Here is a 13,877-nt window from a genome sequence, read left to right as displayed (position 1 = left end):
GCTAATTGTCACATGGAAGCGGAGCGGCGTCGCCGCCGCATGCGACGAACATCGAGGATAGCCATATGCGCTGGAGAGGCCGCCGTCAGAGTGACAACGTCCAGGACGAGCGTGGCGAGGGCGGCGGCGGCATGGGGCTGCCCGGCGGCTTCGGGCGCGGCGGACGCCTGCCCGTGGGGCCGAGGGTCGGCGGCGGCGGCATTTCCGGCATCATCATCCTGATCGTGCTGTTCTTCGCCCTGCGCGCCTGCGGCATCGACCCCATGCAGGTGCTGACCGACGGCGGCTCGGGATCGGGCGGCGAACAGGTCACCCAGGACGGGGCGCCGGCGAACGACGAGATGACCCAGTTCGTCTCCACCGTGCTGGCCGAGACCGAGGACACCTGGAACGGCATCTTCCAGGCCGAGGGCCTGAAATACGAGGAGCCGAAGCTTGTCCTGTTCTCGGGCCAGGTGCGTTCGGCCTGCGGCTTCGCCTCATCGGCCTCGGGGCCATTCTATTGCCCCGGCGACCGCAAGGTCTATCTGGACACCACCTTCTTCGACCAGCTTGCCCGGCAGTTCGGCGCGGCCGGCGACTTCGCCCAGGCCTATGTGATTGCCCACGAGGTCGGCCATCACGTGCAGAACCTCACGGGCATCCTGCCCAAGTTCAACCAGATGCGGCAGCAGATGAGCGAGGCCGACGCCAACCAGATGTCGATGCGGGTGGAACTGCAGGCCGACTGCTTCGCCGGCGTCTGGGGCTATTACACCGACCAGAAGGGCATCCTCGAGAGCGGCGACGTCGAGGAGGCGCTGAATGCGGCGCAGCAGATCGGCGACGACACGCTGCAGAAGCGCATGCAGGGCTACGTCGTGCCCGAGAGCTTCAACCACGGCACCTCGGAGCAGCGGCAGCGCTGGTTCGCCGCCGGGTTCAAGAGCGGCAAGCTGTCTTCCTGCGACACCTTCAACAATCCGATCTGAGATCATCGGCTCCTCGCGGCCTGTCTCCCTCGGATCAGCGGTCACCGATTCGAGCCGGCTTGTCGGGCTCGGGACTGAAGGGCGGCCTTTTTCCTTGCTGCCGACTTCATGTCAGCATGAAATTTTTTTGTCGCGTTCCTGTATTGTTCTTGCGACCGCTGTCGCCTATAAGCGTCGTCCCGCTCGCCCCCGGCGGCCCGCAATGCAAGCGAGGTCAACATGGTTGACGAAAGAACCGCGAAACGGGGCCTGGCGCTCGTCTTCACGACGCTGCTGCTCGACGTCATCGGCTTCGGCATCATCATGCCGGTGCTGCCGGCCTATCTGCAGGAACTGACCGGCGTCGGCATCTCCGACGCGGCGATCGAGGGCGGCTGGCTGTTCTTCGTCTATGCGGCGATGCAGTTCCTGTTCGCGCCGCTGATCGGCAATCTCAGCGACCGCTTCGGCCGCCGGCCGGTGCTGCTCGCCTCGGTGCTGACATTCGCCATCGACAATCTGATCTGCGCCATCGCCTGGTCCTATCCGATGCTGTTCATCGGCCGCGTGCTCGCCGGCATCAGCGGCGCCAGCTATTCGACTGCCTCGGCCTTCATCGCCGACGTGTCGACCGACGAGAACCGGGCCAAGAACTTCGGCCTGCTCGGCATCGCCTTCGGCGTCGGCTTCGTGATCGGCCCGGTGCTCGGCGGCGTCCTCGGCGAGTTCGGCCCGCGCGTGCCGTTCTTCTTCGCCGCCGGCCTCGCCTTCCTCAACTTCGTGGTCGGCTATTTCCTCCTGCCCGAAACGCTGACCCAGGAGCACCGCCGCAGATTCGAGTGGAAGCGGGCCAATCCGCTGGGCGCGCTCAAGCAGATGCGCAACTACCACGGCATCGGCTGGATCGGGCTGGTGTTCTTCCTGATGACGCTCGGCCACATGATGTATCCGGCGGTGTGGTCGTTCGTCGGCAGCTACCGCTACGGCTGGAGCGAGCAGCAGATCGGCTTCTCGCTGGGCGTGTTCGGCATCGGCGGCGCGCTGGTGATGGCGCTGGTGCTGCCGCGCATCATCCCGAGGCTGGGCGAGTGGCGGACCGCCGTCGTCGGCCTCACCTTCACCACCATCGCCGCCTTCGGCTATGCCGCGGCGTGGCAGGGCTGGATGATCTATGCCGTGATCGTGGCGACCTGCCTCGAAGCATTGGCCGACCCGCCTTTGCGCAGCCTGGCGGCGGCCAAGGTGCCGCCATCGGCGCAGGGCGAACTGCAGGGGGCGATGACCAGCCTGTTCTCGATCACCAGCATCATCACGCCGCTGCTCTACACCTTCATCTTCGCCTGGTTCACCGGACCGAATGCCCCGGTGCATTTCGCCGGCGCGCCCTATCTGCTCGGCGGCATCTTCATCGCCATGGCGCTGGCGGTGTTCGTGCTGAGGGTCGAGCGGCAGTCCGCCGCGACTGGAAACGCGGCAACGAATCCGGCGGAGTAGGGAGCCGCATTCCAGAAATCATGCCTCCAGAATTTATTCAACCAATTGGTTGACAATTGGTGCGGCATTTGGTATTCAACCAATAGGTTAAAAACTTTGAGGTTGAATAGATGGCAACGGATCCCCTGTCCCTCACTTTCGCCGCCCTGGCCGATCCGACGCGGCGCGCCATCCTGGCGCGTCTCGCCCAGGGGCAGACCAGCGTCGGCGAACTCGCCGCACCCCACCAGATGAGCCTGGCAGCCGTGTCGAAGCACATCAAGGTGCTCGAAACCGCCGGCCTGATCGCTCGCGAGAAGGACGCGCAGTACCGCTACTGCAAGCTCCAGGCCGGGCCGCTCAAGGACCTCGACGGCTGGATGGACGCCTATCGCGGGCTGTGGCGCGACAATCTCGACCAGCTCGACGCCTATCTCGCCGACATGCAGCGCGGCGACGACACCGGCAAGCAGTGACAACCAAGACAGCAACAGGAACAACGACATGAACAAGATGCTCGTCGAGACGCCCGAGGGCGAACCGATCATCCGCATGAGCCGCACCTTCGACGCGCCGCGCGCGCTGGTGTGGCGGGCCTGGACACGGCCCGAGCACGTGGCCCGCTGGTGGGGCTCGCGCGCCATGGGCGCGACCAGGGTGGTCAAGCTCGACCTCCGCCCCGGCGGCGAGTGGCGCTTCGAGCAGACAACGCCCGACGGCACCGTCTTTGCCTTCATCGGAAAGTACATCGAGGTCGACGAGCCGGAGAGGCTGGTCAACACGTTTGCGCTCGAAGGCATGTTCGAGGACAAGACCGTCATCGAAACGCACCGCTTCGAGGAGATCGACGGCAGGACGCACTACAGCGGCGTCACCCGCTTCGACAGCATCGAGGATCGCGACGGCATGGTCGCCTCGGGCATGGAAGCCGGCGCACAGGAAAGCATGAACCAGCTCGAAGAGCTGCTCGGCGAGCTCGTCTCGGCCTAACCTCGTGCCGGCCTTCGGGCCGGCACTCCTACCCAGTCACGACCCAACCGGCTGCCAGCGCATCGGCCCTCGGGATCGTCTTTCGGAAAGCGCGATGCACAGGTTCAAGAAGCGAGAGCGCCCTTTGTGCTTCCATTCGGACGCACAAGGGGCGTTCAGGCGTTCGGACGGCATCGCTGGCGCGGGGCCAGGAAAGCCACCGCTATTGTTCCATGAACCGCACGCCTACCGATGTCTGGGAGAACCAGCACACGCGCGCCGTCCGCTTTGCCGCCTCACCGGCAATTGCCAGAGTGAACTCGGACGGCACACCTGTCGTGTCGCCAAAATCCAATCTTGCGCCATTTGGGGACTGGTTGCGAACAATCCCCTCGAAGGAGCAATAGCCGCCGTAAAATGAGAGCTTGGCGCCTTTGAGCGTGCGGCGGCGGCCTTCCTTGCGTAGTTCGATCTGTTCGCGCGTAATTATTTCGATCACTTTTGCCATGGCTTCCACCCATTCTCAAGTTATGCGGTAGTAGCCACGCAAAAATCGTGCCAGCATGAAATACAAAGGCATCCTTGTTCAAACCGTACGACAAGCATTGAGTAGAAGATCCGAAAATCCTGCCGTGACCGGGGCGGCCTCTATTTGGCGCCGGCTTGAGGGCGGCAACAAAAAAGGCCGCCCGGGGCGGCCTTTTCGTTCAGTCTAAAGCGCCGCTCAGCGCTCGGCGAGCGCCGGTTCGCCCTGCTGCTCGCGGATCAGGTTGGCGAAGCGGCGGAAGAGATAGTGCGAATCCTGCGGGCCGGGCGAGGCTTCGGGATGATGCTGGACCGAGAACACCGGCCGGCCGGTGAGCGCGATGCCGCAGTTGGAGCCGTCGAACAGCGAGACATGGGTTTCCTCGACGCCTTCGGGCAGCGAGTCGGCGTCGACCGCGAAGCCGTGGTTCATCGACACGATCTCGACCTTGCCGGTGGTGTGGTCCTTGACCGGGTGGTTGGCGCCGTGATGGCCCTGGTGCATCTTCTGCGTCGTGCCGCCGAGCGCGAGCGCCAGCATCTGGTGGCCGAGGCAGATGCCGAAGACCGGCAGGTCGGTCTTGAGCAGGTCCTGGATCACCGGCACGGCATATTCGCCGGTCGCGGCGGGGTCGCCGGGGCCATTGGACAGGAAGATGCCGTCCGGCTTCATCGCCAGGATGTCGTCGGCGCTGGTCTTGGCCGGAACCACGGTCACCTTGGCGCCGAGGCCGGCGAGCAGGCGCAGGATGTTGCGCTTGACGCCGAAATCGACGGCGACCACGTGCATGGTGGCTTGCTTGCGCTCGCCAAAACCTTCGTTCCAGATCCAGGGCGTCTCGGTCCAGGACGAGGACTGGCCGGAGGTGACGTCCTTGGCGAGGTCGAGGCCGACGAGGCCCGACCAGGCGCGGGCCTGGGCCTTGAGGTTGTCGATGTCGAACTTGCCGTCGGGTGCGTGCGCGATGACGCCGTTCGGCATGCCCTTTTCGCGGATCAGCGCGGTGAGCGCGCGGGTGTCGACGCCCGACATCGCGACGATGCCGCGGCGCTTCAGCCACTGGTCGAGGTGGCCGGCGGCGCGGTAGTTCGAGGGATTGGTGACGTCGGCCTTGAAGACGGCGCCGACCGCGCCGGCGCGCGCGGCCGGGTTCAGGTCCTCGATGTCCTCGTCATTGGTGCCGATATTGCCGATGTGCGGGAAGGTGAAGGTGACGATCTGGCCCGCATAGGACGGATCGGTCAGGATCTCCTGGTAGCCGGTGAGCGCGGTGTTGAAGCACACTTCGGCGACGGCGCTGCCCGTGGCGCCCAGGCCTCGGCCGGCAATCACCGTGCCGTCGGCGAGCACCAGGACGGCGGTCGGCGTTTCGGTTGCCCAGGGGGCGGTCTCTGAGGCCATAGGGTGCTCCTGCGTAACGACGCCGCGGCTTGTAAAATGGCTCGGCAAGGGCCATTTCGCGCAGCGAAAAACACGGCGACCGCCAGCCGGCGAGTCCCGTGCACAAACCAAACAAGTCCTTGCAAGGCGCGGACAATAGGCGAAGGCCGCTTTTGGGTCAATGACTGCGGCGGAATTCGTGGCTAATAATTTTTCCTATTAAAAACAGCAAGTTGGCCGTTGTCATTGGGTTTGCCGGTGTGGCAGATCGGCGCTATTGTCTGCGACACCATCTAGGAGTGACTGCCATGCGCGAGATGCTCGCCCAGGCGCTGAAGACCGCAATGAAGGCCGGCGACAAGCGCCGGACGTCGACGCTGAGGCTGATCCAGGCGGCGATTCACGACCGCGACATCGTCCAGCGCGGCGCTGGCAAGGAACCGGTCTCGGACGAGGAGATCCTCCAGATCCTGACCAAGATGGTCAAGCAGCGGCAGGAATCGGCCAAGGCCTTCGAAGACGGCAACAGGCTGGAACTGGCCGCGCAGGAGCGCGAGGAAAGCGTCATCATCAGCGAATTCCTGCCCAAGCAGATGGGTGAGGACGAGGTGCGCGAGGCGGCCAAGAAGGCGATCGCCGAAGTCGGCGCCGAGGGCCTGCGCGACATGGGCCGCGCCATGGCCGCGCTCAAGGAGCGCTATCCTGGCCAGATGGATTTCGGCAAGGCCAGCGGCATCGTCAAGGAACTGCTGCAGTAGCAGCAACGGCTTCTGTCATTGCAAACGTGACGCCCCGCCTGCCATGCAGCGCGGGGCGTTTCCTTTTGGGCTGCTGCTTGCCTTCTCTCCCTGAGGGAGAAGGTGGACCGGCGCGCAGCGCCGAGACGGATGAGGGTGTTGGAAGGAATGAGAGGGCAGTGAATGGGTTCTGTCAGCCGGGACTCGGAGGCGCTGCACTCCGCCCGGCACCCCTCATCCGCCCCTTCGGGGCACCTTCTCCCACAAGGGAAGAAGGGATGCCTCGCAGCTCAGCTCGCCTTCAGCCGCGAGCCGCGCAGCAGGCCCTGCTCCTCCAGCACCGGATAGGCCATGGAGGCCAGCAGCGAGTTGATCTGCTTGAGGTCGCGGATGGTGTCGAGGTGGATGGAGCTGGTCTCGACGCTCTTGGCCGTTCCCTCGCGCAGCCTTGCGAAGTGGCTCTGGCTCGACTTCTTTTCGAGATCGCGCAGGCGGTCCTTTTCCTGGACGATCTGGCGGGCGGTGTCGGGATCGCGCGACACCAGCACGTTGAAGGCAAGCCGCGCATTGGCGAGCACGGCGGCATGGAAGGCGCAGAGTTCGCGCCAGCCCTCGTCGGTGAAGTCGAGGCCACGCTCGAGCTTCTTGCGGACATGGACAAGCATGTTGCGGACGATGATATCGCCGACCTGCTCGAGCTTGACGCAGGCGCCGATGAGTTCCTGGCAGCGCAACGCCTCGGCTTCCGTCATCGGCCGGATGGTGGCCTTGGCGAGGTAGAGCTTGATCGCCGCATGCTTGCGGTCGACGCGGTCGTCGAGCGAGGCCAGCGCCTTGATCCTGTCCTCGTCGGCGTCCTGGTAGAGCTCGATGATGCGCTGGAGCATGATCTCGACGGTCTCGCAGACGCGCACCACCTCGCGCGTGGCATTGCCCAGCGCCTGCGAGGGGATGTCGAGGGCGCTTTCGTTGAGCGCGCTGAGTTCGGCGATCGCCATCTCTTCGGCGGCGTCGGGCTTGGTGCCCATCGCCACGATCTTCTCGGCGAGGCCGTGGACGAAGCCGGCGAGCGGAATGCCGAGCATGGCGAGCGTCAGGTTGAAGGCGATGTGGCCGTTGATCAGCTGCGCGGCGGGCGTGCTGCCGAGGAGATCGAGCGGCGGCGCAAAAAGGGTCAGGGCGACCAGGGCGATGATGGCGCCCGTGCCGCGCATGATGAGGTTGCCGAGCGGCACCGTGCGTGCCTTGGGGGTGGCGGCGCGCGACAGCATGGCGGCGATGATGCCGCCGCCGAGATTGGCGCCCAGCACCAGCACCAGCCCGAGCGGTACCGGCACCAGGCCGCGGGCGGCAAGGGCGGTCACGAGCAGGATCGCCGCGACGCTGGAATGGAACAGCCATGTCATGACCGCCGCGAGCAGGAAGGCGGTGAAGGGGTCGCCCGACAGGTAGTTGATGATGACCGGCAGGAGCGCACTTTGCCTAAGCGGTTCAGAGGCTTCGCCGATCAGGCGCAGGGAGAGAATCAACAGGCCGACGCCGATGAGGATGCGCCCGAGCTGCAAAAGGTTGCGCCGCTCGGTGGACATGAAGAGCGCCGTGCCGACGACCAGGCATAGCGGCACGAGCAGGCTGAGATTGAAGCTGAGCAGCTTGACCACCAGCGAAGAGCCGACATCGGCGCCGAGGACCGCAAGCAGGCCGGCGGTGCCGCCGACGATGCCGGACCCGGCGAAGGAGCCGACGATGAGGGCGACCGCGGTGGCGCTCTGCAGCGAGATGGCGAGGGCTGCGCCGGCGGCAATGGCGAGCAGCGGGTTGCGCAGGATCGAGCGCAGCCGGTGACGCAGCACGTCGCCATAGGCGCGCTCGACGCCGGTGCGCACCATGCGGGTGGCGAACAAAAGCAGCGCGACCGCGCCGGCGAGATGCAGCAGGACCAGCGAGCCGCTCATCGGGCGCACCTCGCTGCAGGCGAGCTGCCGCGCAAAAGGGTTCGGGCACTGTGGCGAATCACTGTCATGTCCATGGTGATTAGTTTAGCCGGATAATGTTTCACGTCCATATTGCACACGTGTGCAATCGCTGCAAGAGCTGTATTCCAGATGTAAATACGCGCGACATACATTGCGGTTCCGCCGCGGCCCGCGGCCGACGCAATCAGGACGGCGGACTCCTGCGAGGCTGTGAAAACCGGGCATGGGCGCGAATAGGGGTCGCTGGCGCGCGCGGCCTTGCTTATATGAGGGTGAACCAAGCAGGGGCCGATGCGCTTTTCCGACGGATTCTTGAGCGAGATACGCGACCGCGTGCCGATTTCGGCCGTGATCGGCCAGCGCGTGACCTGGGACCGCAAGAAGACCAATGCCTCGCGCGGCGACTACTGGGCCTGCTGCCCGTTCCACGGCGAAAAGTCGCCGTCCTTCCACTGCGAGGACCGCAAGGGCCGCTACCATTGCTTCGGCTGCGGGGTTACCGGCGACCATTTCCGCTTCCTGACCGACCTCGACGGCATGAGCTTCCCCGAGGCGGTGGAGCGCATCGCCGAGATGGCGGGCGTTCCGATGCCGGCGCGCGACGCGCAGGAGGAGCGGCGCGAGCGGGAGCGCGCCAGCCTGACCGACGTCATGGAACTGGCGACCAAGTTCTTCGAGGACCGGCTGCAGAGTGCCGACGGCGCCAAGGCCCGCGCCTATCTGCGCGACCGCGGGCTGACGCCGGCCACCCAGCAGTCGTTCCGGCTCGGCTATGCCCCCGACAGCCGCAACGCGCTGAAGGAGTTCCTTGCCGCGAAAGGCATCGAAAAAGTGCAGATGGAGGCCTGCGGGCTGACCGTGTTCGAGGACGTGCCGGTGTCCTACGACCGCTTCCGCGACCGCATCATGTTCCCGATCCCCGATTCACGCGGCCGCATCATCGCCTTCGGCGGCCGCGCCATGTCGGCGGAGATCTCGGCCAAATATCTGAACTCGCCGGAAACCGAACTCTTCCACAAGGGCAACGTGCTCTACAACTTCGCCCGCGCCCGCAAGGCGCTGCAGAAGGGCGGGGCGGTGATCGCCGTCGAAGGCTACATGGACGTGATCGCGCTCGCGCAAGCCGGCTTCGAGAATGCGGTGGCGCCGCTCGGCACGGCGCTGACTGAGAACCAGCTGGAGCTCTTGTGGCGCATGTCGGGCGAGCCGGTGCTGTGCTTCGACGGCGACAAGGCCGGCCTCAAGGCAGCCTATCGCGCCGCCGACATGGTGCTGCCGCTGGTCGCACCCGGCCATACGGCGCGCTTCGCGCTGCTGCCCGAGGGCAAGGACCCCGACGACCTGGTCAAGGCCGAGGGCCCGGAGGCGTTCCGCGCCGTGCTCGAAGTGGCGCGGCCGCTCGCCGATCTCATCTGGATGCGCGAGACGCAGGGTGGCGTGTTCGACACGCCCGAGCGGCGCGCCGAGCTCGAAAAGACGCTGCGCGAGCTTACAAGCCGCATCAAGGACGAGAGCGTCCGCTTCCACTACAGCCAGGAGATGCGCGACCGGGTGCAGAGCTTCTTCGGCGGCCAGCGCGGCCGCCAGCAGGGGCAGGGCGAGCGCGGCAAGGGTTCGTTCGGCAAAGGCGGCGGCGGACAGTGGAGCAAGGGCGGCGGCGGCCAGGCGGCCGGCCGGCTCGCCGTGTCCGAAAGCCTGCAGCGCTCGGCCATGGTCAAACGGGCAGGGACGATCATGCCGCTGCGCGAGACCTGCCTGGTGGTGGCGCTCGCCAACCACCCGATACTGATCGACGAGAACTTCGACCACGTCGAACGGCTCGACCTCAGCAGTGGCGAGCTCAGGCAGCTCCATTCGGTGCTCATCGACGCAATGGCCCATCACGAGGCCGACAACCGCGACGAGGTGGTGGGCGCCATCGGACGCGCCGGCTGCATCGAGATCTGGGAGCGGGCGGTGGCGCTGGTGCGCAAGGCGCGCCAGTGGACGGCGCTCGAGGATGCCGCGATCGAGGATGCGCGCGACGCCTTCGCGCAGGCGTTGCACTTGCACCGCAGCGCCCGCACCTTACATAAGGAACTGAAACAGGCCGAAGCGGCGCTCGCAACCGATCCGACAGACGAGAATTACCGGCATCTGGTGGAGATCCAGGCGCAGTTTCACGACGTGCAGGCCACCGAGGCGCTTATCGAAGGCTTCGGCGTGTCGTCCGGCCGAACCGGGCGGAACTGAGGCGGGACCTTGTCCAGACCGCAAATGATTCGCCTTTTTGAGGCGAATCATGCGAGAGGCGCTTGACCTTCCGCCGGAATGACGGAATCAGGTCGATTCGAAAAGTTAACCGGCAGCCAGGCTGCCGATCGTGTCGATGGCCTGAAAATGCGGATTGGGCGCTTGTCACTGGACAGGAAGAGACTCCGCCACAGATATCAGGGTTAATCTGGACTTAACACAGGTGCAGCTACTGGCAGTTCAGGCGCAGGTTGGATGAGCGCATCTGATTTGCACTGTCCGAGGGTTTAAGCGGCTGACGGGCCGCCTGGAGAAAGCGAAGAATGGCGACAAAAGAAAAGGAAGAGGTCGAAACCGAACGCGAGGGCGCAACCGACGGCCCTCTGCTCGACCTTTCCGATGACGCTGTCAAGAAGATGATCAAGCTCGCGAAGAAGCGCGGCTATGTCACCATGGACGAGCTGAACGCGGTGCTGCCCTCGGAGGAGGTGACCTCCGAACAGATCGAAGACACGATGGCGATGCTCTCCGACATGGGCATCAACGTGGTCGAGGACGACGAGCAGGGCGAGGAAGCCGAGGCCGCCGAAGGCGATGCCGAGGAAGATGCCAACGAGCTTGCCGAACAGACCGGCACCGCCGTCGCCACCACCACGACCAAGAAAGAGCCGACCGATCGTACCGACGACCCGGTGCGCATGTACCTGCGCGAGATGGGTTCGGTCGAACTTCTGTCGCGCGAGGGCGAAATCGCCATCGCCAAGCGCATCGAGGCCGGCCGCGAGACGATGATCGCCGGCCTGTGCGAAAGCCCGCTGACCTTCCAGGCCATCATCATCTGGCGCGACGAGCTCAACGAAGCCAAGATCCTGCTGCGCGAGATCATCGATCTCGAGGCGACCTATGCCGGCCCTGAAGGCAAGCAGGCGCCGGTGGTCGAGCGCGTCGAGGAAGACGCCAAGCCGAAGGTCGACGAGAAGCCGCGCCGCCGCGGCGGCGACGAGGAAGACGACATCACCAATGTCGGCGGCGATACCCGCGGCGAGGAAGAGGAAGAGGACGAGGACGAGGCCAGCCTGTCGCTGGCGGCCATGGAAGCCGAACTCCGGCCGCAGGTGATGGAGACGCTCGACGTCATCGCCGACACCTACAAGAAGCTCAGGAAGCTGCAGGACCAGCAGGTCGAGAACCGTCTCGCCGCCGCCGGAACGCTGTCGCCGAGCCAGGACCGCCGCCTCAAGGAACTGAAGGACCAGCTCATCAAGGCGGTGAAGTCGCTGTCGCTGAACCAGGCCCGCATCGAGGCGCTGGTCGAGCAGCTCTACGACATCAACAAGCGCCTGGTGCAGAACGAGGGCAAGCTCTTGCGCCTCGCCGAAAGCTATGGCGTGCGCCGCGACGAGTTCCTGCGCGAATACCAGGGTTCGGAACTCGATCCGAACTGGATCCGCTCGATCTCGAACCTGTCCAGCCGCGGCTGGAAGGAGTTCACCAAGAACGAGAAGGACGCGATCCGCGACCTGCGCGCCGAGATCCAGAACCTCGCCACCGAAACGGCGATCTCGATCCTGGAATTCCGCAAGATCGTCAACCAGGTGCAGAAGGGCGAGCGCGAGGCTGCGATCGCCAAGAAGGAAATGGTCGAGGCCAACCTGCGTCTCGTCATCTCCATCGCCAAGAAGTACACCAACCGCGGCCTGCAGTTCCTCGACCTCATCCAGGAAGGCAACATCGGCCTGATGAAGGCGGTCGACAAGTTCGAGTACCGGCGCGGCTACAAGTTCTCGACCTATGCCACCTGGTGGATCAGGCAGGCGATCACCCGTTCGATCGCCGACCAGGCCCGCACCATCCGCATCCCGGTGCACATGATCGAGACGATCAACAAGATCGTGCGGACCTCGCGCCAGATGCTGCACGAGATCGGCCGCGAGCCGACGCCGGAAGAACTGGCCGAAAAGCTCGCCATGCCGCTCGAGAAGGTGCGCAAGGTGCTGAAGATCGCCAAGGAGCCGATCAGCCTCGAAACGCCCGTGGGCGACGAGGAGGATTCGCACCTCGGCGACTTCATCGAGGACAAGATGGCGATCCTGCCGATCGACGCGGCGATCCAGGCGAACCTGCGCGAGACCACCACGCGCGTGCTCGCCTCGCTCACCCCGCGCGAGGAACGCGTGCTGCGCATGCGCTTCGGCATCGGCATGAACACCGACCACACGCTCGAGGAAGTGGGCCAGCAGTTCTCGGTCACGCGCGAACGCATCCGCCAGATCGAGGCCAAGGCGCTGCGCAAGCTCAAGCATCCGAGCCGCAGCCGCAAGCTGCGCAGCTTCCTCGACAGCTGATCGGTTCCATGTCGTTCAAGAAAGCCCGGCTCCGGCCGGGCTTTTTCGTTCATAGGCCTAGTCTGCCGGGTCGTCAGCGGCGAGGTTGTATTCGGCCCACATGGCTTCGGGGATCTCCTCGCCGACGCTGAATTCGAAGGCAGCGACAGCGCCGCCGGCCACTTCGCAGTTGAATGTCACGCCGTACCAGCGCCGCCCGGCCCGGAACGCGCCGCCCTCTGCGCGGATAGAGCCGCCCTCGATCTTCAGGTCGCGGGTGGCGTAAGGGGTCACCAGATCGGGACGAAGTTCCGCCTTCCAGCGATGGATCTGCTCCATGGCTTCTATGTTGCAGATCTGGACGGCGCGCTCGTCGGGGGCGAAGGTTGCGAGCGCCTGCCTGCCGCCGCGGCTGCGCGGGTCGGCGAGCACCTTGGCCGCGTAGAAGCTGCGCGCCTTGATCATGGCCGGCCCTTGAGAGGCGGAAACCTCTGGTTCCGGAGAGGTTGCGGCTTCGTCGGAAGGCGGGGCGACGGGAGCCTCGGGTTGGGATGGCGATGGGACCTTCGCCGGTTCGGGTGCGGGCGGGACCAGTTCGATCGGCACCGCCACTTCGGCCGGCACCTTGAACGGGTGTGGCCGTGGCAACAGCAGCATGGCCGCCAAAAGCAGGGCATGCAATGCCAGCGAGGCGAGCCAGCTGGGCTCCAGTTTCACGGCAGGCGTCATGCGACCGGCTTTCAGATGCAGCCGGTTGGTTCGCCTGTCACTATGGCGCCATTGCGGCGCCCGACATCGTTCAGCGCGCTGGTTGCGCTTGCGCCGGCAAACGTAGAACGTCGGCGGCAGGTTGCTGGCTGTCTTGGCACTACCGCCTAGACTAGCTGCTCTTGGTCGGGTCGCCGACCTCGGCGTTCAGGCGCACGGCCTCGCGGACGAGCCTTTCGGCCAGAGGAACGTCGACCGTGTCGCCTTCCAGGAACGTCATGGTGGCGAGCTCGTACTTGCCGCCGGCCTTCAGCCTTGGCTCGATCGCGCGCAGCCGCTTGCCGCGCCAGAAGCCGAACAGCACGCGGGCGTCTTCGGCGCGGATCAGGAGCACGGGGCCGTTGGAGAAACAGACGATGTGGCCCCATTTGATGCGCGCTTCGGGATCGCCGGCCGCGCGGACGGCGGCACGCAATGCCTCGACGACCTCCCGGCGCCAGCCGCCAAGGGCCTCGACATAGGCTTGCGGGTTCGCCGCCGGAACTTCCTTCAGCATCTGGCTGTCTCCCCAGGTATCGATGCAAGCATCGTCGAGAACGGGC

The 13,877-nt window shown here is 65.4% G+C and carries 11 protein-coding genes and 1 pseudogene; 7 read left to right on the top strand and 5 right to left on the bottom strand.

The features are described from left to right. Positions 1-65: 65 nt before the first annotated feature. The 4 genes and pseudogenes from ypfJ (at position 66) to AmiPiv_RS14615 (ending at position 3,413) form a co-directional block, all read left to right on the top strand. Positions 66-971, top strand: coding sequence for a KPN_02809 family neutral zinc metallopeptidase (gene ypfJ, locus AmiPiv_RS14630; RefSeq protein WP_340038211.1), 906 nt, complete (start codon positions 66-68; stop codon positions 969-971). Positions 972-1,172: 201 nt separating this feature from the next. Beyond that, positions 1,173-2,444: pseudogene (locus AmiPiv_RS14625) on the top strand (TCR/Tet family MFS transporter); the annotation flags it as partial. Positions 2,445-2,554: 110 nt separating this feature from the next. After that, complete coding sequence (locus AmiPiv_RS14620) at positions 2,555-2,899, top strand: ArsR/SmtB family transcription factor (protein WP_340038209.1); 345 nt, start codon at positions 2,555-2,557, stop codon at positions 2,897-2,899. A gap of 28 nt (positions 2,900-2,927) precedes the next feature. After that, positions 2,928-3,413, top strand: a complete 486-nt coding sequence (locus AmiPiv_RS14615; RefSeq protein WP_340038208.1) for an SRPBCC family protein — start codon at positions 2,928-2,930, stop codon at positions 3,411-3,413. Positions 3,414-3,615: 202 nt separating this feature from the next. On the opposite strand, the gene AmiPiv_RS14610 is transcribed toward AmiPiv_RS14615, so the two are convergent. Further along, entirely contained in the window at positions 3,616-3,900 is a 285-nt protein-coding gene (locus tag AmiPiv_RS14610) for a hypothetical protein (RefSeq protein ID WP_340038207.1), read from the bottom strand. Positions 3,901-4,116: 216 nt separating this feature from the next. Continuing rightward, complete coding sequence (gene carA / locus AmiPiv_RS14605) at positions 4,117-5,319, bottom strand: glutamine-hydrolyzing carbamoyl-phosphate synthase small subunit (protein ID WP_340038206.1); 1,203 nt, start codon at positions 5,317-5,319, stop codon at positions 4,117-4,119. Positions 5,320-5,606: 287 nt separating this feature from the next. Here carA and AmiPiv_RS14600 point away from each other — a divergent pair, with 287 nt between their 5' ends. After that, a complete protein-coding gene (locus AmiPiv_RS14600; protein WP_340038205.1) occupies positions 5,607-6,056 on the top strand; it encodes a GatB/YqeY domain-containing protein in 450 nt (149 codons plus the stop codon). A gap of 269 nt (positions 6,057-6,325) precedes the next feature. On the opposite strand, the gene AmiPiv_RS14595 is transcribed toward AmiPiv_RS14600, so the two are convergent. Continuing rightward, entirely contained in the window at positions 6,326-7,990 is a 1,665-nt protein-coding gene (locus AmiPiv_RS14595) for a Na/Pi cotransporter family protein (protein WP_340038204.1), read from the bottom strand. Between the two features lie 312 nt (positions 7,991-8,302). On the opposite strand from AmiPiv_RS14595, the gene dnaG reads away from it, so the two are divergent. Both dnaG and rpoD read left to right on the top strand, forming a co-directional pair. Continuing rightward, the gene (gene dnaG / locus AmiPiv_RS14590) at positions 8,303-10,243 is read left to right on the top strand and encodes a DNA primase (protein ID WP_340038203.1); all 1,941 of its coding nucleotides are present in this window, start codon (positions 8,303-8,305) and stop codon (positions 10,241-10,243) included. A 323-nt stretch (positions 10,244-10,566) separates the two neighbouring features. Further along, positions 10,567-12,588 carry an RNA polymerase sigma factor RpoD gene (gene rpoD, locus AmiPiv_RS14585; RefSeq protein WP_340038202.1) on the top strand — a complete coding sequence of 674 codons (2,022 nt, stop codon included), beginning with the start codon at positions 10,567-10,569 and terminating at the stop codon, positions 12,586-12,588. Positions 12,589-12,645: 57 nt separating this feature from the next. On the opposite strand, the gene AmiPiv_RS14580 is transcribed toward rpoD, so the two are convergent. Together AmiPiv_RS14580 and AmiPiv_RS14575 are read right to left on the bottom strand one after the other, a co-directional pair. Then, complete coding sequence (locus AmiPiv_RS14580) at positions 12,646-13,296, bottom strand: DUF930 domain-containing protein (RefSeq protein ID WP_340038201.1); 651 nt, start codon at positions 13,294-13,296, stop codon at positions 12,646-12,648. Positions 13,297-13,447: 151 nt separating this feature from the next. Continuing rightward, the gene (locus tag AmiPiv_RS14575) at positions 13,448-13,831 is read right to left on the bottom strand and encodes a DUF1801 domain-containing protein (RefSeq protein WP_340038200.1); all 384 of its coding nucleotides are present in this window, start codon (positions 13,829-13,831) and stop codon (positions 13,448-13,450) included. Positions 13,832-13,877 lie beyond the last annotated feature (46 nt).

The organism is Aminobacter sp. Piv2-1, from assembly GCF_037625995.1.
Lineage (GTDB): Bacteria > Pseudomonadota > Alphaproteobacteria > Rhizobiales > Rhizobiaceae > Aminobacter.
Note: the sequence above shows the minus strand (reverse complement) of the source record. Positions and strands in the feature narration are given on the sequence as shown.

Bases quoted from the DNA above. Each gene is read 5' to 3' on its own strand.
- AmiPiv_RS14620 (WP_340038209.1), top strand. From the start codon at position 2,555: ATGGCAACGGATCCCCTGTCCCTCACTTTCGCCGCCCTGGCCGATCCG.
- rpoD (WP_340038202.1), top strand. From the start codon at position 10,567: ATGGCGACAAAAGAAAAGGAAGAGGTCGAAACCGAACGCGAGGGCGCA.
- AmiPiv_RS14615 (WP_340038208.1), top strand. From the start codon at position 2,928: ATGAACAAGATGCTCGTCGAGACGCCCGAGGGCGAACCGATCATCCGC.
- AmiPiv_RS14600 (WP_340038205.1), top strand. From the start codon at position 5,607: ATGCGCGAGATGCTCGCCCAGGCGCTGAAGACCGCAATGAAGGCCGGC.
- AmiPiv_RS14610 (WP_340038207.1), bottom strand. From the start codon at position 3,900: ATGGCAAAAGTGATCGAAATAATTACGCGCGAACAGATCGAACTACGC.
- ypfJ (WP_340038211.1), top strand. From the start codon at position 66: ATGCGCTGGAGAGGCCGCCGTCAGAGTGACAACGTCCAGGACGAGCGT.
- AmiPiv_RS14595 (WP_340038204.1), bottom strand. From the start codon at position 7,990: ATGAGCGGCTCGCTGGTCCTGCTGCATCTCGCCGGCGCGGTCGCGCTG.
- AmiPiv_RS14580 (WP_340038201.1), bottom strand. From the start codon at position 13,296: ATGACGCCTGCCGTGAAACTGGAGCCCAGCTGGCTCGCCTCGCTGGCA.
- AmiPiv_RS14575 (WP_340038200.1), bottom strand. From the start codon at position 13,831: ATGCTGAAGGAAGTTCCGGCGGCGAACCCGCAAGCCTATGTCGAGGCC.
- carA (WP_340038206.1), bottom strand. From the start codon at position 5,319: ATGGCCTCAGAGACCGCCCCCTGGGCAACCGAAACGCCGACCGCCGTC.
- dnaG (WP_340038203.1), top strand. From the start codon at position 8,303: ATGCGCTTTTCCGACGGATTCTTGAGCGAGATACGCGACCGCGTGCCG.